Annotated in this window: 16 protein-coding genes; 4 read left to right on the forward strand and 12 right to left on the reverse strand. The window is 38.2% G+C overall.

The genetic code is table 11. The features are described 5' to 3' along the window. Window positions 1-68: 68 nt before the first annotated feature. The gene (locus B3P23_RS07110; RefSeq protein WP_021190047.1) at window positions 69-260 is read left to right on the forward strand and encodes a cold-shock protein; all 192 of its coding nucleotides are present in this window, start codon (window positions 69-71) and stop codon (window positions 258-260) included. A gap of 93 nt (window positions 261-353) precedes the next feature. Here B3P23_RS07110 and B3P23_RS07115 read toward each other — a convergent pair whose 3' ends face one another. Further along, on the reverse strand, window positions 354-1,616 hold the full coding sequence (locus tag B3P23_RS07115) for a chloride channel protein (protein WP_293925242.1): 1,263 nt from the start codon (window positions 1,614-1,616) through the stop codon (window positions 354-356). Between the two features lie 620 nt (window positions 1,617-2,236). Here B3P23_RS07115 and B3P23_RS07120 point away from each other — a divergent pair. The 3 genes from B3P23_RS07120 to gmd all read left to right on the forward strand — a co-directional run bounded on the left by B3P23_RS07120 (window position 2,237) and on the right by gmd (window position 6,585). After that, the gene (locus B3P23_RS07120) at window positions 2,237-4,183 is read left to right on the forward strand and encodes a polysaccharide biosynthesis protein (RefSeq protein ID WP_248755447.1); all 1,947 of its coding nucleotides are present in this window, start codon (window positions 2,237-2,239) and stop codon (window positions 4,181-4,183) included. A 353-nt stretch (window positions 4,184-4,536) separates the two neighbouring features. Continuing rightward, window positions 4,537-5,484: a GDP-L-fucose synthase family protein gene (locus B3P23_RS07125; RefSeq protein ID WP_248755446.1), complete on the forward strand. Its 948-nt coding sequence runs from the start codon at window positions 4,537-4,539 to the stop codon at window positions 5,482-5,484. 30 nt (window positions 5,485-5,514) lie between these two features. Beyond that, entirely contained in the window at window positions 5,515-6,585 is a 1,071-nt protein-coding gene (gene gmd / locus B3P23_RS07130) for a GDP-mannose 4,6-dehydratase (protein ID WP_248755445.1), read from the forward strand. Between the two features lie 71 nt (window positions 6,586-6,656). On the opposite strand, the gene B3P23_RS07135 is transcribed toward gmd, so the two are convergent. The 11 genes from B3P23_RS07135 to B3P23_RS07185 all read right to left on the reverse strand — a co-directional run bounded on the left by B3P23_RS07135 (window position 6,657) and on the right by B3P23_RS07185 (window position 19,403). After that, window positions 6,657-8,390 (reverse strand): RagB/SusD family nutrient uptake outer membrane protein, encoded by a 1,734-nt coding sequence (locus B3P23_RS07135; protein WP_293925243.1) that lies wholly within the window; start codon window positions 8,388-8,390, stop codon window positions 6,657-6,659. Between the two features lie 13 nt (window positions 8,391-8,403). After that, on the reverse strand, window positions 8,404-11,622 hold the full coding sequence (locus B3P23_RS07140) for a SusC/RagA family TonB-linked outer membrane protein (protein WP_293925244.1): 3,219 nt from the start codon (window positions 11,620-11,622) through the stop codon (window positions 8,404-8,406). Window positions 11,623-12,170: 548 nt separating this feature from the next. Further along, window positions 12,171-12,692 carry an isopentenyl-diphosphate Delta-isomerase gene (idi, locus tag B3P23_RS07145; protein WP_293925245.1) on the reverse strand — a complete coding sequence of 174 codons (522 nt, stop codon included), beginning with the start codon at window positions 12,690-12,692 and terminating at the stop codon, window positions 12,171-12,173. Between the two features lie 16 nt (window positions 12,693-12,708). After that, window positions 12,709-14,010 (reverse strand): cryptochrome/photolyase family protein, encoded by a 1,302-nt coding sequence (locus B3P23_RS07150; RefSeq protein ID WP_045753567.1) that lies wholly within the window; start codon window positions 14,008-14,010, stop codon window positions 12,709-12,711. Next, the gene (locus B3P23_RS07155) at window positions 13,997-14,557 is read right to left on the reverse strand and encodes a lipocalin family protein (RefSeq protein WP_293925246.1); all 561 of its coding nucleotides are present in this window, start codon (window positions 14,555-14,557) and stop codon (window positions 13,997-13,999) included. Before B3P23_RS07155 ends, B3P23_RS07150 begins: the two co-directional genes overlap by 14 nt. Window positions 14,558-14,562: 5 nt before the next feature. Beyond that, complete coding sequence (locus B3P23_RS07160; protein WP_293925247.1) at window positions 14,563-15,246, reverse strand: lycopene cyclase domain-containing protein; 684 nt, start codon at window positions 15,244-15,246, stop codon at window positions 14,563-14,565. A gap of 2 nt (window positions 15,247-15,248) precedes the next feature. Continuing rightward, on the reverse strand, window positions 15,249-15,701 hold the full coding sequence (locus B3P23_RS07165; RefSeq protein WP_293925248.1) for a sterol desaturase family protein: 453 nt from the start codon (window positions 15,699-15,701) through the stop codon (window positions 15,249-15,251). After that, window positions 15,701-16,171, reverse strand: coding sequence for an SRPBCC family protein (locus B3P23_RS07170; protein WP_045753570.1), 471 nt, complete (start codon window positions 16,169-16,171; stop codon window positions 15,701-15,703). The genes B3P23_RS07165 and B3P23_RS07170 overlap by 1 nt, the downstream gene beginning before the upstream one ends. A 78-nt stretch (window positions 16,172-16,249) precedes the next feature. Beyond that, window positions 16,250-17,110 carry a phytoene/squalene synthase family protein gene (locus B3P23_RS07175; RefSeq protein WP_248755437.1) on the reverse strand — a complete coding sequence of 287 codons (861 nt, stop codon included), beginning with the start codon at window positions 17,108-17,110 and terminating at the stop codon, window positions 16,250-16,252. Then, window positions 17,094-18,581, reverse strand: coding sequence for a phytoene desaturase family protein (locus B3P23_RS07180; protein WP_293925249.1), 1,488 nt, complete (start codon window positions 18,579-18,581; stop codon window positions 17,094-17,096). The genes B3P23_RS07175 and B3P23_RS07180 overlap by 17 nt, the downstream gene beginning before the upstream one ends. Before the next feature lie 153 nt (window positions 18,582-18,734). After that, the gene (locus tag B3P23_RS07185; protein ID WP_293925250.1) at window positions 18,735-19,403 is read right to left on the reverse strand and encodes a MarR family winged helix-turn-helix transcriptional regulator; all 669 of its coding nucleotides are present in this window, start codon (window positions 19,401-19,403) and stop codon (window positions 18,735-18,737) included. Window positions 19,404-19,724 lie beyond the last annotated feature (321 nt).

Raw genomic sequence — 19,724 nt, forward strand, 5'->3', positions numbered from 1 at the left:
TTTGAAGATCACTAGAAAATTATTAACATATTTAACCTATCCTTGTATCAATATAATTTTTAAATAAAATGAATAAAGGAACTGTAAAGTTTTTCAATGAAACTAAAGGATTTGGTTTTATTACCCCTGAAAATGGTGGAGACGATGTATTTGTACACATTTCAGGCTTAAAAGATCAAGTTAGAGAAGGCGATAGCGTTAGCTACGAAATTGAAAACGGAAAAAAAGGCTTAAATGCCGTTAATGTAAGAATAAACTAATTACTATTATATTTTCTTGCAAAGCAGCTTCCCTCATCGGAAGCTGCTTTTTTTATGTTACAAATCATGAGCATTCATTTGCCGCCTTTATGATTAGGCTACTTCTGGAGAAGTGTACACATTATAAGGATTTAATCTTTTTGCCACTGCATAGGCCAACCAAACTGCCATTGCTAAAGGCAATACTAAGCTATAGCCATTAGGAACCATACTACAGATTAGAAAAACAGCAGTAAACCGACCGTGTATCGCTGCTGCCAATGTCGAAGCAGCACCGATCAAAGCAAAATTAAGCACGATCAAATCTAAGCCAAAGATCAGATTACAAAGGATTGCAGTAGCCATTCCTAAAAATGCTCCAGCAACGATGCTTGGTGCAAATACCCCTCCGTCTCCACCCGCACCTAAGGTCAAAGAAGCAACAAATGGTTTTAATAAAATCAATAGCAGCAAAGAAAATGGTATAACGGCTGATGCAGCAGGTTGTGTAAGCAATTCGATCATTTCTTTAAGCCCATGATAGCTATCGCCATATAATGCTGGGAAAAACAAAATTAGAGTGCCGATCACGATAGCACCTATGTTAACACGAAGAAAATTATTACTAATCCTTACAAATAGTTTTTTACAAATAAGTACCAGCTTCATAAAATAAAGTGCCAATAGAGCTGCCAATACAGCCACTAAAGCCATAAATGGCAAACCGTACCAATGCCAATCTTGAACAGAGAAGGGTAATAACGTTTCTTTTTCAAAATAATATATCCCAACATAAGCAATAACTGCAGCTATACTACTGCTTAGGAGCAGTGTTTTTTTCCATCCCCTTGCAATAACTTCGATGGCAAAGAACCAGCCACCGAGGACAGACCCAAATAAAATCGCCACCCCTGCTGTTACTCCAGCACAGATTAACTCTCTCTTATATTTCATAGGCATCCATCCTTTTTCACTAAACTGATTGCCAACAGTTGCTGTAGCGACCACAGTAGAAACCTCTATCCCGGTAGATCCACCAAAGATAACTGTCAGAAAACCGTTGATATAGTGTGATGGGATTTTATAAAAAGGAAGATGATCCTGACGCGTATCCAATGAACGATAAATTTCACGAATTCCTTTGTTCTTCCTGTTCTGGAAAAAAGACTTTCTCAAAAAATAGATAATCGTGATTCCTATAGAAGGAAAGATCAGATATAAGTATATATGGAGGACCGGCACGAGCTCAAAAAGGTAATCTTGAAAATAGGTGGTCAGATGTTTAAGAGAATACGCCAATATCCCCGACAGCACAGCGACAATAATACTGCCTATCACAAGTTTAAAATAACTATAAAATTGTATCTTATCTTTCATGATTGAATTCATATTAACGGCACAAAGCTACCATAAAAAAAAACAGATATCTGGATAACTGCCCGAAAAAATAGCCTCAAATCTAAACCATTAAGATCATGATGACAATAATTTCATATTCTTTTGGAATTTTACAACTAAAAATAATGAGCCTAGAAATTTCACTACTTAAAACGAATACACAAAACCATCATCGACTATTCGTCAATCATTGAGATTATTTTTTTCTCTTTCACGAGATAATTAACGACATTTGCGACTTTAGAAACTAAATCAACTTGGTAACAATAAAATTTGTAGCTTTGTAGCTACAAAACCATAAATAATGTAAACATTACGCGATTTGAATACAAATGAAAAAATAACTGTTTTAATGACTAAAAACAGCTTTTTTGATCATCTGATAGGAAGAGCGCTTTTATAAAATTATTTAAAGGCCCTCGCTTGATTAAGATCAGACATTATATGTCTTTTGGCACGATTTTTTCAACAGGAAGCAAAATCTGGGAATTGGTTTTTACTTATATCACGCTAATGAAAGTAACGATGGGATCTGATGTCTATAAGCTATTTTTCCTTGAGCCATATATCAGTAATTACCTAATATTTGAAACACGAACATGATTAATATTACGCTGATAAAGAAAAAACTACGGAAAGATAACCCGCGCTGGGTGATACTTTTGATCGATTTAGTGATCGTATTTGGATGTTATGCTATTTCCAACTTTATCTTCAATAGCATCCATGAACAATATTCTACAGCCATGATGCTTAAAAAGAGTGTGTTCATTCTAGTGGTTTATAGTCTAGCATTTACGATGATGCGCACCTATAAAGGCATTATCCGACAAACAGGGATTCAAGATGCTACAAAAATCTTCAAAACGGTATGGCTTGCCTTTATGTTATTGGCCATCCCAACCATAGCTATTCGCTATTATATACCTAAAGGTACGATAGCTGGTGATTTTTTACGTCTGTCGTATATCATTCTATTTATGCACAGTTTTTTTACGATGGTGATGTTGGTTGCTGCTCGTGTAACCTATAGAAGCATTTATGAAATGTTATTTCTACCCAATCGTAAAAACCGCAATGTACTGATCTTTGGAGCTTCAAGACCTGGTTTAGTCGCTTATTCTTTATTACGTGACGACCGCCGCGTGAAAAATCACATCGTCGCTTTTGTTGAAGATAAAGTTTCACGAGTTGGTAACCGCATAGCAGGGCTTCGCATTCTATATTTAGAAAAAATAGATCACGCTTTTATTGAACAATATAAGATTTCCGAAGTCATTATTGCTGTCGAAAACAATGATCCCGAGCGCTTAGTCCAAGTTACCGACCACTTTCAACAATTGAATGTTGAACTGAAAATAATGCCAAACTCTCGTGTTATGTTGAATTCGGGCGCGAAGCGTGAAATTCGAGCATTAAAGATTGAGGATTTATTAGGAAGAAAAGCCATTAAAATTGAAAATCCAGGTATTGATGCAGAATTGGATAATAAGGTTATTTTAATCACCGGTGCAGCCGGCTCAATTGGAGGGGAATTGTCGCGTCAGATTTCACAACGCAATTACCGTCACTTAATTTTATTGGATCAAGCCGAATCACCGCTGTACGATTTACAACAATCGCTAAAAGCGTCACATCCTGACCGTGTCAAGTGTATTGTAGGAGATGTGCGCGACAAGGTATTTATGGAACGGATCTTTAAACGCTACCGTCCACAGATGATCTTCCATGCAGCAGCATATAAACACGTTCCTTTGATGGAGCAAAATCCATATGAAGCAATTTGGACCAATTTGGTGGGCAGCAAAAACATGGCCGATCTTGCAGTAGCCTATGGTATCCATAAATTTGTCATGGTCTCTACAGATAAAGCAGTAAACCCGACTAATGTCATGGGAGCTACCAAACGTGCTGCAGAAATTTATGTCAATAGTTGCAGCTCTCTTGGAAAAACTAATTTTATCGTAACCCGATTTGGTAATGTCCTCGGATCTAATGGCTCCGTAATCCCATTGTTTGAAAAACAAATGGAACATGGTGGACCATTGACGCTTACACATGAAGATATCACACGTTACTTTATGACGATTCCAGAAGCTTGTTTATTGGTTCAAGAAGCAGGTGTAATGGGAAAGGGAGGCGAAATATTTGTTTTTGACATGGGCAAATCAGTCAAAATTATAGATCTTGCCAAGCGCATGATCAAATTAAAAGGATACCGCTATCCTGAAGATATCGATATTAAGATTGTTGGATTAAGACCTGGGGAAAAGATATTTGAGGAATTACTTGCCAATGATGAAAATACGCAAAAAACTCATCATCCAAAGATCATGATAGCACAGGTCAATCGCGAAGATATTGCTGAAAAATGCCATCTGATCCACAAGCTCAGTGAAGACATCACTACGATTGGTAAAGGAGAAATAAATGATATGAAATTGGTACAGCAACTTAAAAAAATAGTTCCCGAATTCAAATCTCAAAATTCGATATTTGAAGATCTTGATGAGGAAATTCAAGAAAAAATCATTGCTGAAGTTTAATCATATTCTGCAGCTTAATCCCTAAAAAAATAAAAATAGCCCGTAACAAAATTACATGGGCTATTTTTTACCATTAAAAATCCCCCAATATTCGATAGAAAATTTAAGAATATTACCATAGCTGTGCAACTATGTAAATTGACAGATGTAGACAAAACAGTTTGGTATCATACTATTAATTCTGTAATTATTTCAAATATTCTTTCGTAATTTGCCTAAGTAATCTGAATGGATTACTTAGGCATTTACCAGCATCAAGGATAGGAAGAAAAAGCTTACGCATTAGATTGATCTATACATTATAGATAAAAAAATCAAGAATTAAAAATATGCTTTAAGCAATAAGAATAAGCATGAAAGAAAAAAAAATATATATAGCAGGACACCGTGGTATGGTAGGTTCAGCTATAAAACGAAAATTAGAAGACTTAGGTTATCATAATTTTATTTTCCGCAGTTCCAGCGAATTAGATTTACGAGATCAATTACAGGTAAAGGAGTTTTTTAAACAAGAAAAACCTGCAATTGTTATTGATGCTGCTGCAAAGGTCGGAGGTATACTGGCCAATAATAATTATCCATATCAATTTTTAATGGACAATATGCAGATTCAGAATAACCTCATTCACGAATCACTAGAAAACAAAGTAGAAAAATTTATTTTTTTAGGATCTTCTTGTATATATCCCAAATTTGCAGATCAGCCTTTAAAAGAATCTAGTCTATTGACTGACAGCTTAGAACCAACCAATGAATGGTACGCATTAGCTAAGATTACTGGTGTAAAAGCTTGTCAAGCTATCCGTAACCAGTTTGGAAAAGATTACGTCAGCCTAATGCCTACCAATTTATATGGTACTCATGACAATTTCGATTTAACTAGTTCTCATGTATTACCAGCGATGATACGTAAATTTCATGAGGCAAAAATTCAAGGGAATACTTATGTAACTTTATGGGGATCTGGTAATCCTATGCGTGAATTTTTATTCGTAGATGATTTAGCAAAAGCTGTAGTCTTTGCTTTAGAGAACCAATTACCTGATTACCTATACAATGTTGGTACAGGCATAGATTTGAGCATTAAAGAATTAGCACATCTTATTCAATCAATAGTTGGGTACCAAGGAAATATTATTTGGGATAGTAGTAAACCAGACGGGACACCTCGTAAGCTAATGGATGTCAGCAAAATGCATGCATTGGGTTGGAAACATCAGATCGAACTGAAAGAAGGTATTGAGATCACATATCAGTGGTTTCTCAAAAATCAAAACAACTATAAAGAAGTAAAATTATAAGTATTAGATACTACATAAATTAAGCATAAAATGAAAATTGCATTAATCACTGGTGTCACAGGACAAGATGGCTCTTATTTAGCAGAATTACTATTAGAAAAGGGGTATATGGTACATGGCATCAAACGCAGAGCCTCCTCTTTCAATACCCAACGTATTGACCATATTTATATGGATCAACATGAAAGCCATGTAAACTTTAAGTTGCACTATGGCGATTTAACTGATTCAACCAATATAATTCGCATTATCCAAGAAGTACAGCCGGATGAAATTTATAATTTAGGGGCGATGTCACACGTAAAGGTATCTTTTGATTCACCCGAGTACGTTGCTAATGTCGATGGAATTGGTACATTACGTATCTTAGAAGCAGTTCGTATTCTAGGACTAGAAAAAAAGACACGTATTTATCAAGCTTCCACATCTGAACTGTACGGTCTAGTACAGGAAGTACCTCAAAAAGAAACCACACCTTTTTATCCAAGATCTCCTTATGGGGTTGCTAAAATATATGGGTTCTGGATCACTAAAAATTACCGTGAAGCTTACCACATGTATGCGTGTAATGGTATTTTATTCAACCATGAATCTCCACGCCGAGGAGAAACTTTTGTTACTCGAAAAATTACGATGGCCACTGCAGCTATTGCTCTGGGTAAACAAGAATGCTTATATCTAGGCAATCTTAATGCTCAACGTGATTGGGGTCACGCAAAAGATTATGTTGAAGCAATGTGGCTTATGTTACAACAAGATGTCGCCGAAGATTTTGTTATAGCAACAGGAGTTACTACTTATGTTCGAGAGTTTGTCAGAATGGCTTTTGCCGAAGTGGGTATTGAATTAGCTTTTGAAGGAAATGAGGCTACAGAAGTTGCCAAAATTAAAGCCTGTCATCATCCAGAATATCAATTGGAAATTGGAAAGATAGTTGTAAAAGTAGATCCACAATATTATAGACCTACTGAAGTTGATCTTTTGGTAGGTGATCCAACAAAGTCAAATACACAATTGGGATGGAAACCTAAATACGACCTTGCACAACTGATAAATGAAATGATGCGATCCGATATTGCCTTAGCGAAAAAAAATAGTTAGCGCTAGATTCATTAATTTTTACAATTAAAAACAAAATATCCCGAGGTCAACTCGAGATATTTTGTCAATATCTACCACTTTGGATTTTGCACCAATTTTGGATTTTTGGCAATTTCCGATGTGGGTAGTGGCCATAGATAATCTCGCTCCACATCAAACTTACGTAACGATGCGGGTTGTAGGACAATATAGTTCTGATCATTGACAACCGTTTTGTCCGACCATTTGTCACCCGTAGCTGTCAGATATTCTGTAAATAAATAACTCCCCAATAATGTTTTTGGCAATTCTACTTCTGCTGTTTTCCAACGGATGAGATCCCAATATCCATGTCCTTCAAAAGCCAGCTCTACTTTCCGTTCACGACGAATTTCCTCGCGCATACTGAGCCCATTACTGTTGACAAAAGCATTACTCAATTTTGACATGGCGACATATTGAGGTGCATCACCAGTCCCCACATTCACTTGAGGCAATCGCCCTCTCAATGCATTGATCGTTTGATCCAATACAGCATCACTTATCTGCTCATCCAATTCATAAATAGCTTCTGCATAATTTAGCAATACCTCAGCATAACGAATCACGGGACGGTCGATGTAAGAAGCCTGCAGTGTCCAAAAATCTTTTTTGGCATATTTTCGAATACCATATCCACTCCTCTGATAACTCGGATTTGGGATCGTATAGTTACTACTGGAGATAAATTCATCCCCTCTCTTAAAGATACTAAAACTCATCCGCGGATCTTTCTTATTGAAATACTGTGCATGAGTCATGGACTTGTCCGGTTTCTGATATAAAGGTGATTTTTGAATAGGCAATCCATCAGCCATCAGGTAATTGTCTACAAAATTTTGAGTGGGCACCACAGAGTTACCCTCATAATAGCGTTGTACCGGAGTAGATATAATACTATTCTCGCGATTGACTCCATAAAGTTTGACCATAATATTTTCCTTATTCGCACGACCTTCTCCCGCTTCTTGGAATAAATTATAGTACGCATTGTTGTTGGTCTCCCCCTGGCTTCCTGTTGTCGACATACTAAACAGGGCATGTGCTCCGGAATTGATCACCGCTTCAGCAGCCTCTTTAGCTATAGTCAGATGTTTCTTTGAATCGCCATATTGATGAAACTTCTCGCGCGTTCCTTCAAATAATGCAATCCTTGACTTAAAAGCCAAAGCCGCAGTTTTAGAAATACGACCATACTCTTTTGCCGTATTCAATTCATCTGCCGATCGCAATACGGATATGGCATAGTCAACATCGTCTAAAATAAACTGCAACAGTTCTTCCCTAGAGGCGCGCTCTTTAAAAACATCGGGATCATCAACAGCCATTGTTTTGGTGATCAAAGGTACGCCTCCAAAACGTTTGAACATATCAAAGTAATACCAGGCTCTAAAAAACCGTGCTTCACCGACATACCAGTTAATCTGTGTCTGATCACCTCCCTTTTTTATCACCTCTTCGGACTTTTCAATCAACTTATTTGCCTGAAAAATCCCATAATAACTATAATCGTTACTGGTTGCAGGAGCAACACGAGAACCATCACTAATCGTATTGGATGAGGTATTGGGATATGCATCTGTCGACCAATTATCGACCGTTACATCCGCAGTGGTTAAGCCCGGTACTGTCGAGTAAAAATAATTAGCTGCCAATCGCACATCTGCCACAGTGTTCCAAAAATTGGCATCACTCATAGCAGTTTCAGGCACTTCATTGATATCGCAAGAAGTAAGTGAACCTAACGATACAGAAGCTACTAATAGATATAAAATTCTTTTTTTCATGATCACTGTCTAATTAAAAATCAATATTTAAACCAAAGGAAATGGATGTTGCAAATGGATATGGCGATACTTTACCATCTTCAGGCTTCATCTCAGGATCGATCACACCTTTATAAATACCCAATTTGGAAATTGTCAATAAATCTTCTCCAGAAACATACATGCGTACCCGTGAGAATGGTAACTTTTTCATGGTTTCCTTGGTCAAAGAATAACCCAACTGAATATTTTTCAAACGTGCGTAAGCCCCGCTCATAAACCATTTATCCGAATTCTGAAAATTTTGTGTTCCTTCTAAGTAAGGTCTTGGATAAGCAGCATCGCGGTTTTCTGGAGTCCAGTAATCCATATGAAAATTCATCGGTAAATAATACGAATATAACTGCGGTTGAATCAATTCATTGCTAGGTTTGAATTTACGTTTACCGATCCCCTGAATAAACATGCTGAAATCGATATTTTTATATCCAAAATTAAAATTGAAACCGTATTGATATCTAGGGTTGATGTCGCCTAAGTACACTAAATCACCGGTATCACCAAGGACATTTTTACCCGGAGAGATCTCTCCATTGCCATCCAGATCCACATAACGGATATCGCCCAATCCAGGTACGCCCGCTTTATTGATCAATTTCGCATAGCTCGGTGCATTTTTTAGATCCTCTTCCGTCTGAAAATAGCCATTGGTCTTATAGGCCCAGATCGAATTCAGCGCATAGCCTTCTACTAGATTATTGACGCCTGAATAAACGATATGATCAGCACCACCATACTTGACCAATTTATTTTGATTATCCGCCAGGTTAAATGATGCTCCAAAAGTAAAATCATCACCGATCTTATCTTGATAACCCAAGCTGAGTTCCCATCCCCAGGTTTTCATTTTTCCAACATTTGATTTAGGAACATCAATACCAATAGTTGCAGGTAAGCTCACCCGAACCAACATATTATTGTTGTACTTATTATAATAATCAAATGAACCTTTTAACTTTCTATTCAAGAAACTAAAATCTAAACCAAAATTTTGAGTCTCTATCGTTTCCCAAGATAGATTTGTTGCCGGAATCATACCCTGATTGAGATAAGTCTGTCTACTATCGCCCAACAGTACATTTGATCCAGTCAAGAGCTGAGCAATAAAATCATAGTACCCTATCCCGACTTTGGAGCCCACTTTACCCCAAGATACGCGTGGTTTCAACTCATTGACGATAGATGATAAACCATCAAACCAGGCTTCCTTCGACATATTCCAACCCGCTGAAAAGGAAGGAAAGACCTTAACGCGCTCACCTGGAGTCAATCGTGAACTTTCATCACTACGTACAGTGGCTTCAAATAAGTATTTTTCTTTATAATTGTAATTGAAACGACCAAAGTAAGATTGCATTTTTTCAGTAGCCGCCGACTGCGAATTGGACTTATTGAGTGGATCTGAGGTAAAGTTCAAACTCGGATTATCGTTGACATACAAATTCTTTGTCGACGCACTTAAGGTTTGATAGTCGTAAGCATAGAGCTGATACCCGCCCATGATATGGAAATTATGTTCATCCGCAATTTTAACGTTATAATCTGCCACAGCTTGATAATTCTGGCTCAACGTTTTATAATCCGTGATTGCATAATTATTCGGATTGTTTAATTGACTTGCGGTATTGGCTGTAGGACCCGAATAGAAGGTCACTGTTCGTCTGAAATTGCGATTTTGTTTCGTAATATCTTCACGGCTATACATCAATTTAACCTCCAGACCTTTCACCAACTTGTGTATGGTCGCGGTTGCATTGTTGAAGTAGGTACTGCTACGGTCACGGTTAAATCCACCATCTTTCAATAACGCATACCCAAATGCTGATGAAGTACCACTTCGGTAATAGGTACCATCTTCATTGAAAAGCGGAAAACGCATTCTGGAAGAGAAAAATTGACGTAAAATACCATTTCCGCCCCCATCTAGTCCATAGCCCCCATCCTGTGGATTATCAGTAGCTTGATTAATATAAGCACTCCCGATATCTAATTTGATATATTCATTGACTTTAGCCGAAATATTGGCCCTTGCATTCCAACGTGTAAAATGATCTTCACCGACCTTAAACATACCCGCTTGACTCATATTGCCCAATGAAGCCATGTACGTTACATTTTCACTACCGCCCGAAAACTGCAGGTTGGTGTTGTTCATCGTGTAAGACTTCTTCACAACCTGGTCAATGAGATTTTCTTGATTGTAAGTCCGCCATTGTCCATTCGATCCCAGCACAAATGTAGGTCCATTCACCGCATAGTTGAGATCCTCCTCATTATACTCAGGAGCCAAACCAGCATTTGCCCGTGCGGTATTGACATAATTCATTTCATCAATCAAGGACAATCTTTTAGGGATATTGGCCGGCATTTGCCAAGCCATATTGCTCATCAATGAAATCCGTGATTGTCCTTTTTGGCCTTTTTTTGTCGTGACCAATATCACCCCACCCGCTGACTGCGCCCCATAGATAGCTGTTGCACCACCATCTTTCAGCACACTGATATTTTCAATATCATTAGGATTTAAAGCCATAAACGTACCTTCCGAACTGATCACACCGTCAATCACAACTAGAGGAGCAACAACACCATTGGCAGAAGTGGCACCCCGGACTTCCATATTTAATCCTTGCGCCCCCGGTCTACCCGAATTTCGACTGATCACTAAGCCCGGAGCTGCCCCCTGCAACATATTGACCACCGTTGGTGAAGGTCGATTCTGTAACACTTTGGCATCGATCTGTGACACTGCACTGGTCAGGTTGGTTTTCTTTTGACTACCATAACCGACCACGACCACCTCATCAAGCATATCTTCCTGCGCTACTAAACGGACAACAGATGCCGCAGATGCAACCACTTCTTGATGGATATAACCGACAGAACTGAAGATCAAAATCGGATTAGAAGTTGTGATAGCGAGGGTATATTGACCATTCATATCCGTGGAAGTAGAACCCTTGCCACCTTTTTCTCTGACCGTTACGCCTCCCAGGCCTCTACCAGTTGCATCAACTACTTTTCCTGAAATTTGTTGTTGCCATACCCCTTTTGAATCTACTTTTTCCATCGCAAACAGGGGATGAGCGCCTGCCAAATTGGGCAGTGTGCTCAACGAAAGTGGTGCTAAAAATGCAAGCTGACAGTATAATCTGGACCAGCTCCTGTGCTTTGAGTAATTGTGTTTAACCATATCGTGATTATTAGGTTTTTATTCGTGTAACTCTTGGTTATAGTCCAGCAATTGTAAACAAAAATAAATCACGGCTCCTATTTCATTATTCAAGCAAACGATTGCACATCATACGAAAACGATGTAGCAAATCATGCCTCAAATCCTGAATAGAGCGATTGATAACAATCAATGAAAACTTAAATAAATCATCATAATAGAAAGAAAACAAGGTAAATACCAAAAAAAGGGCTGGTACACCATTGCATAGTATCAGCAGTCATCATCAGCGCATGGCAACGATTTACACAGGAATAAAAATGGATTGTTAATGGGACAAAACGCTATCTGGAGCCGATATAGCATGCCGATTTATGCAAGAGCTACCAAGATTAGTATCTGTACAAATAGCGATGTTTGAGATCGGCAAGCGCAACAACTATATCAAGCGGAAAACGTCGCATAGCAGGATTTGTTGCTGTTTATTGAAACAGTAGAAGTATCAAACTCAACATGAATTAGTAGAACTGTACCAGATTGAACTGTGCACTGATAGCCGTGAGCAGTTTTTAATAGGTTTTTACCTCATCAATAATCTGTGGTACAGCCATCCTAAACCAATATGTGAATTTCTCCGGTTGCTCCGTGAGTTGTTTCATCAGTTCTGCTTTATCGATCCATTGATAATTTTGCACTTCATCGGGATTGAAGTTTGGCTGATCATCGGTATATCCGATCAATACATGATCATATTCATGCTCAATCAAGTTATTTTCAACTGGAGTATGGTACATAAAAGAAAAGAGATGATCGATATCACATTTTAATCCCATTTCATAGGCTAATCTTTGCGATGCACTCGCTTTAATATCTTCCCCCCATTGTGGATGAGAGCAGCAGGCATTGGTCCACAATCCACCTCCATGGTACTTGTGCTGAGCACGTTGATGGATCAGCATCTGTCGCTCACTATTGAAGATAAATATAGAGAACGCACGGTGCAACATTCCTTTTTCGTGTGCCTCCATCTTATCCATTTCTCCCAGAGCATGATCTTGCTCATCAACCAATACAACTTTATTTCTGTCCATAAGATTTTATCTTTTGCTATTTATCTTGCAGTGCCGCCTGATATGCTTGAAGTGCCCTTGCTCGAGCAAATTCATGTCCTACAATAGGAGCTTCCAAGAGCTGTCCATAATCTGGATTCCAAGTTTTAACATATAGGAGGTCTTCATCAAACTTTAATGTTTGTGCCGTAGGGTTGAAAATCCGAAAATAGGGTGCGGCATCACATCCTGAACCCGCTACCCACTGCCAATTACCATTATTTGCAGCAAGATCGTAGTCTAATAATTTTTGTGCAAAATAAGCTTCACCCCAACGCCAATCGATGAGAAGATGTTTGCACAAGAAACTAGCAACCACCATCCGTACCCGATTGTGCATAAAGCCCGTCTCATTGAGCTGCCTCATGCCAGCATCTACAATGGGATATCCCGTTTTTCCGGAACACCATCGTTCAAATTCCACCTCATTATTTCGCCATTCGATGGCATCGTATTTTGGTTTAAAACTAGCTGTCACGACCTGTGGAAAATGGTACAGGATCTGCATAAAAAACTCACGCCAAATCAATTCAGAAAGCCAAGTTTCATTATTTTTCAACGCAAAATCCACACATTTTCGGATTGATATCGTTCCAAATCGCAAAGCGATACCCAGTCGGGTGGTATGGTCCAGCGCAGGAAAATCACGCTTTTCTCCATAATCTTTTATGATATCTATCGCCAGTTGCGGCTGTTCAAATACGAGGTCGGTCTTTTGAAAGCCTAATGTTTCTAGACTTATAATATCTTGAAATGCTGCTTTATAAAAATTTTCCAGGGCAATGGTCTCCTGCCCGTAGTGTGCAGGCTGCAGCATACTCTTCCACTTTTTAGCATAAGGCGTATATACAGTATAGGGACTTCCATCCGCTTTAACAACTTCCGACTTTTCAAATATGACCTGATCTTTGCTTGCATAGCATGGAATACCGATCTCTTTTAGATCACGTTGCACAGCATCATCTCTTTTGATCGCCTGCGGTTCATAATCACCATTGCAATACAACCCCTGTACATCATACTCCTGGCAGATCATTTTTATCACATCCAACGGGACTCCTGAATAGGTGTGCAGCGTAGAGCCATGCTTTTGCAAAGTCACATTCATCGCATGCAATGCCTGATGAATATAATCTACACGTCTATCATAACGCGTTGCTAGCCGGGTCAATATATCGCTGTCAAAAATAAAGATAGGCAGTACCGCGTATCCAGAAGCAATGGCCTGTTGCAGACCCCTATTATCTGCTAAGCGCAGATCTCGTCTAAACCAAAAAATAACGACTTTATTTTTCTTCATCGCCAACTCCTATTTCTTTGTCATGTGCTACCCATACGAATCGACTGGTATCATAACCAATCGCTTGAGCTGTTTTGATAAAGGAAGCTTTTATATCCTCTGGAATTGTGGTGTCGCGAGAAAGGATCCACAAGTAGTCAAAATTTTGACCTGCGACTAAGGCATAGCGATATGCAGGATCCAATGCAATAACATTATATCCACCATAAAAAGGTCCAAAAAAGGAAACTTTCAATGCTGCAGTCGTTTTCTGAGATCTGAACTTTGCTTTACCTTTGGCCGATTTCCACTCGTTTTTTACGGTATCATAGCCCCTATTCAATACGATTAAACTACCATCATCATCCAAATGATATTGAGCAGTGACCCGCTGCAGATTTTTTTCAAAACGATTGTCAACACGGACGATCTCATACCATTTACCTAAATAGCGATCTGCATCAAAATCACGGATAGGCTGTACACCTTTAGGTATCATGGCACATGCGGAAAAAAGGAGCATCACCAAAAAGCTAGCTATCCAGATATAGCGGTAGTGATTTTTCATGATCGTTATTTTTTTTGAAACCGTTTAAAAAAGTAGATATTGAGCATAAATTGTGCATACCCATACACCGCATCCTCCACTGGAATCGTCAGCATACGGATATTCAATATTTGATCCGGATTGTAATTAACGATTGGCGATTCCAGACCCGTACCCGTCAGTACCCCATTTACCATAAAGAAACCCGGCATCAAACACAGGTAGACGAACGATCCCTTTCCTATCCAACTTACTTTTGCGATATAATGCAGATAAAGTACAGTCGCTGCAGTGATCAGCACGGTAACCAGAGGATATATTTTTTGGTGAAATAAGACCGCCACCAGTAAGCACACCAACACGGTAAACCACACCACGATCGTATTCAACTTATTTGCCCAATTGAGGTTGAAAAATTTATCCAGACAGAAATAAGTAAACACACATGAAAACGGTATGCAGATAAAAAACAACCATTCTTCGATCGGTAAACCACCGATTCTAAAAGGCATGGTATAGCTCGAGTTAAACCACCATACTCCCATTTTAGTAAAGGCGATATCCCATGCGATAAATGGAATTGCCACCAAAATACTTCCTTTAAGAAATGCTTTAAAATGTTTATTGAACTGTATTCTGCGATCAAATGAAAAAATAAAACAAATGATAACCGTCAAAAAATTGATCAGTATATACGTATATGTCTGCATCTTTAATCTTTTTTAAAATACATTTTAAAATATTTCACCGGCACCCAAAGAAATCCAAAACATTCGCCCTGCTCTCGCCCTAGATGTTTATGGTGCTGCTTGTGCGCACGCCTTATGGCCAATAAATAGGGGTTTTTTGTATTGCTTAGAAAACTGATCCGTTGGTGAATAAAAATATCGTGCACAAAAAAATAAGCCAGACCGTAGCACGTCACCCCCAATCCTATGTAGAAAATATAACTATATCCCTGCTGGCTACCGATATACATGAGTATAATAGCAGGTATTGCAAAAATGATAAAGAAATAATCATTTTTTTCCAGATGTCCCCCGGTACTGTGGTCATGATGATCTCTATGCAACATCCATAGAAATCCGTGCATCACATATTTGTGAATCAACCAAGTCGCTCCTTCCATCAAAAAGAAGGTCGCTATTACAATTAAGATATTCATCAAGATTGATTTTTAGTGTTAAACATTTTTTCTAATACTTCATATCGGTAAGCAAAAATATCCACGAGTTTGTTGCGTATCATCAATTTATGCGCGATTCGACCCAAATATCCCAATGGAAGCTTATAGGTCACGACATCCCTCATCATTACCCCTTCCTCATTAGGCGTAAATTCATGAAAATGACGCCATAGTGTATAAGGTCCATTTAACTGCTCATCCGTAAAACTGGCATAATCTTCTACCTGCGTTATTTTAGTTCGCCATTTCATCCTTATGCCCAACAAAGGCGTGACTTTATAATCGATGATCAGACCTTGATGGATGGGTTTATCTGCTAATTGGTTAACAATCACAAAATTCATCTTTTTAGGGGTGATCTTAGCTAAATTATGGGGTGACGAAAAAAAATCCCAAGCCGTTTGGATATCGCAATTCAACTGCTGTGTGGTCTCTATCTGATATATCATATTTATAAATTTTAAGCTAACATCAACCCTTGAGGCCTAAGTTAGGATCCAAAACACCTGCTATAACTGTTCGTATTATTACAGACCAAATATTCGAAATGGTCTCACCACCTCCATCTTGTATTGTACATAGCAGCTCATCATCAAAGAAAGCTTTTGACTGTTGGGGATACGAATACGTTCTTTTAATATGCTATGGGCAGGAATCTGTTTAATTTTTTTCAATAATGACCAATAATATTTATAGGCAAGATAAACTCCGAATTTAGAAGAACTTGGCAATTTTTTTATTCCAACTAATGCTTCCCTAAATTCACTTTCGATATCCTGCTCGATCGCAAATTTAATATGGTTATCAAACCCCCGCATATCGACATCCGGGAAATAAGTACGCCCCAGGATATGGTAATCATCTTTCAGGTCTCTGAGAAAATTAATTTTCTGAAAAGCTGAACCAAGCTTCATGGCATAAGGTTTCAATTTTTGGTATTCTTCTTTGCATCCACCCACGAAAACATGTAAACACATCAGTCCCACCACTTCTGCCGAACCCAGTATATATTCCTTGTACCTATCTTCATCGTATGTCACTTGATGCAAATCCATCTCCATACTTTTCAGAAATTGATCGACCAAGCTACGATCTATTGCGTAGCGATGTACCGTCTCCTGAAAAGATTGCAGTATCGGGTTAAGTGAAATCTGCTCGTTGAGCGCTTGATCCGTCTGCTCCATAAAACGGGTCAGCAGCAACCGTTTATCATAGCCATGAAAACTATCTACAATTTCATCTGCCAGCCTAACATAGCCATAGATCGCATATATAGCCTGCCTGATGGAGGGATGGAGCGCCATAATACCTAATGAAAAACTCGTACTGTATTTTTTTGTCGTGGATTTGCTTACCTCGTAAGATAATTCATCAAACAGTTTCTTCATGGTGCTTTAGGTTAAGTTTATGAACTTCATTTGCAACTATTTTTCCGGAAATAATAGCCGGAGGAACCCCTGGTCCCGGAACAGTCAATTGACCAGTATAATATAAATTAGCTAGTTTCTTATTCTTAATAGCCGGTTTCCAAACCGCAGTCTGTCCCAAGGTATTGGCCAAGCCATATGCATTTCCTTTATAAGCATGATAATCAGCGATAAAGTCACTTACACAGTAACTTCTCTTATAATCAATTTTGGATTTAAGATCTTCTACCCCTACATGCTTAGCCAATCGTGCCAGCATTTGATCCAGATAACGCTCTCTGACAGCCTCATCATCCTCAATCCCAATGGCCAATGGCATCAATAGAAAAATATTTTCATGGCCTACAGGCGCGACATCAGGATCGGTCTTAGAAGGACAGCAACTATAGAACAAGGGATTATCCGGCCATTTTTTTTCCTTATAAATGGCATCGATATGAATATCCAGATCATGCTCAAAGAACAGGGTATGATGTTTCAGATTGGGTATTGGTTCACTAAATCCAAGATAATAAATTAAACTCGATGGTGCAAATATGCGATCTTCCCAATACTTAGCGGTATAATTGCGATACTTTTCGTCCAACAGCGTTTCGGTATGATGGTAATCTGATGAGGCGATAACCGCATCAAATGCCATAGAAACACCATTGATCAGCAATGTACTTACCTGATCATGTTGCGTATCGATCCGCTCCACATGATGATTAAAATAAAATTTTACACCCTGATTTTCTGCGACAGTATGCATCGCTTTGATCACTTCATAAAACCCGCCCATTGGGTACCATGTTCCCAAGGCGTACCCTCCATAATTCATCAAGCTATAAAGCGCCGGAATATTTTTCGGTGAAGCCCCTAAAAATATGACAGGAAACTCCATTAAAGCAATCAGTTTGGGATGAGTAAAATATTTCTTGACATACGACCTAAAGTCAGATAATAAATCCAACTTAAAGGCACTCTTGGCAATCTTTGGTGAAAAGAATTCCCACCATGAGTGACAGGGTTTATAGACAAACTCTTTCATCCCGACCTCATATTTATAGCGAGCGGCTTCCATAAATTCATCCAGTTTTTGGCCACTTCCTGCTTCTATATCTTCGAAGATCACGCGCAATTCATCATAATTTTTTGGAACTTCAAAATTTCCATCTGAAAAAATCATTTCAAATTGAGGATCAAGAGCTACAAGCTTATAAAAATCTTCGGGTTGATAACCGAAATCATGAAAAAAATCAGCAATAATATCAGGCATCCAGTACCAACTAGGCCCCATATCAAAGGTATAACCATTGTCTGTTTTAAATTGCCTAGCTCGTCCACCCGGGATACTATTTTTTTCATAAACATGTACCTCGTGACCAGCTTTAGCCGCATAGCATGCTGCAGAAAGACCGGAGAAACCTGAACCTATAATCGCTATCTTCATTGAAATCAAATTAATGGTATTTGTTATTTTAAGAGTAAATAAATAACCTCATTTATACACTTTTTGTTTTTAAAAGACACAAAATATCATAAATTGACACCCTGCCCACCCTATTATCATGCAGACTCTTCTACAATCTAGAGTATATACCCGTTAATTATCACTGTAAGGATAATTTTCTGATACTGAATTCAGTAAATCAGCAACATCAATATTTTGATTATAGATGGATTGATGAAAATGTGCTAATTTCTGCAACAACCGAATCAATTCCATCTTTTCCTTATGCGTCAGATCACCTGTAACAATTTGGGTTGCTTGACGAATTTTATGCATTTGATCTTCCAGGACTCGTAACCCCTCAGCTGTGATGGATATGACTTTACTCCTTTTATCTTTCTCCGAATTTTTCTGTTCTACCCATCCTTGATGAATAAGCCGATTGATAATTTGCATACCAAGAGGTTTATCATGAATGTTACGTTTGATGAGTTCCATTTTGATCATAGCTCCAAAAACCTTGAGATTGATCAAATAAATAAACTCTTCTTGTGTAGAAAACGCCGAATCATGAATAGCCGATTTGGAATACGTCCTGGCATATCGATTCATATGCACAATTAGCGTACTGATCACACTCTCAGCATTGCGTCCATCCGCTTTCCCTTCCCAATCGGGTTCTGCTAGTAGTTCTGCTTCAAAGTGATCGACAATGTATTTCCGAAGGCCTTTGCTGTCTTCGCTATATGTATTTCCTTTTTTACATTCGTATTCGAATTGCTCGATCAGGTCAATCGTTTCTTTTAATAAGTTATAATTCATAATGTTGATGATTATAGAATGTGATATTCCTTAAGCATAACAAAGGTATAAAAATATACTATATTTTATATGAAAAATAAAAACAAGTCAACTAGTAATCTAAATTAATAATGAAAGAATTCGATCCCATTGCATAAAACAAGCAGGAACTATATGTTAATTTATAAAATTTTTTATATAAAATAAACCAGTAAAATTTATTAAACTTGCCTGCTATTACAGTAAATAAACTTAAGGAATTAATACTTCGAAACACCAACGATATGCACATTCATGTATAAAAAAAGCTGCAACCCCATTCTAGATCGGATTACAGCTATT

The organism is Sphingobacterium sp. UBA6320, from assembly GCF_002440335.1.
Classification (GTDB): Bacteria; Bacteroidota; Bacteroidia; order Sphingobacteriales; family Sphingobacteriaceae; genus Sphingobacterium.

Bases quoted from the DNA above. Each gene is read 5' to 3' on its own strand.
- B3P23_RS07110 (WP_021190047.1), top strand. From the start codon at position 69: ATGAATAAAGGAACTGTAAAGTTTTTCAATGAAACTAAAGGATTTGGT.
- B3P23_RS07115 (WP_293925242.1), bottom strand. From the start codon at position 1,616: ATGAAAGATAAGATACAATTTTATAGTTATTTTAAACTTGTGATAGGC.
- B3P23_RS07120 (WP_248755447.1), top strand. From the start codon at position 2,237: ATGATTAATATTACGCTGATAAAGAAAAAACTACGGAAAGATAACCCG.
- B3P23_RS07125 (WP_248755446.1), top strand. From the start codon at position 4,537: ATGAAAGAAAAAAAAATATATATAGCAGGACACCGTGGTATGGTAGGT.
- gmd (WP_248755445.1), top strand. From the start codon at position 5,515: ATGAAAATTGCATTAATCACTGGTGTCACAGGACAAGATGGCTCTTAT.
- B3P23_RS07135 (WP_293925243.1), bottom strand. From the start codon at position 8,390: ATGAAAAAAAGAATTTTATATCTATTAGTAGCTTCTGTATCGTTAGGT.
- B3P23_RS07140 (WP_293925244.1), bottom strand. From the start codon at position 11,622: ATGGTTAAACACAATTACTCAAAGCACAGGAGCTGGTCCAGATTATAC.
- idi (WP_293925245.1), bottom strand. From the start codon at position 12,692: ATGGACAGAAATAAAGTTGTATTGGTTGATGAGCAAGATCATGCTCTG.
- B3P23_RS07150 (WP_045753567.1), bottom strand. From the start codon at position 14,010: ATGAAGAAAAATAAAGTCGTTATTTTTTGGTTTAGACGAGATCTGCGC.
- B3P23_RS07155 (WP_293925246.1), bottom strand. From the start codon at position 14,557: ATGAAAAATCACTACCGCTATATCTGGATAGCTAGCTTTTTGGTGATG.
- B3P23_RS07160 (WP_293925247.1), bottom strand. From the start codon at position 15,246: ATGCAGACATATACGTATATACTGATCAATTTTTTGACGGTTATCATT.
- B3P23_RS07165 (WP_293925248.1), bottom strand. From the start codon at position 15,701: ATGAATATCTTAATTGTAATAGCGACCTTCTTTTTGATGGAAGGAGCG.
- B3P23_RS07170 (WP_045753570.1), bottom strand. From the start codon at position 16,171: ATGATATATCAGATAGAGACCACACAGCAGTTGAATTGCGATATCCAA.
- B3P23_RS07175 (WP_248755437.1), bottom strand. From the start codon at position 17,110: ATGAAGAAACTGTTTGATGAATTATCTTACGAGGTAAGCAAATCCACG.
- B3P23_RS07180 (WP_293925249.1), bottom strand. From the start codon at position 18,581: ATGAAGATAGCGATTATAGGTTCAGGTTTCTCCGGTCTTTCTGCAGCA.
- B3P23_RS07185 (WP_293925250.1), bottom strand. From the start codon at position 19,403: ATGAATTATAACTTATTAAAAGAAACGATTGACCTGATCGAGCAATTC.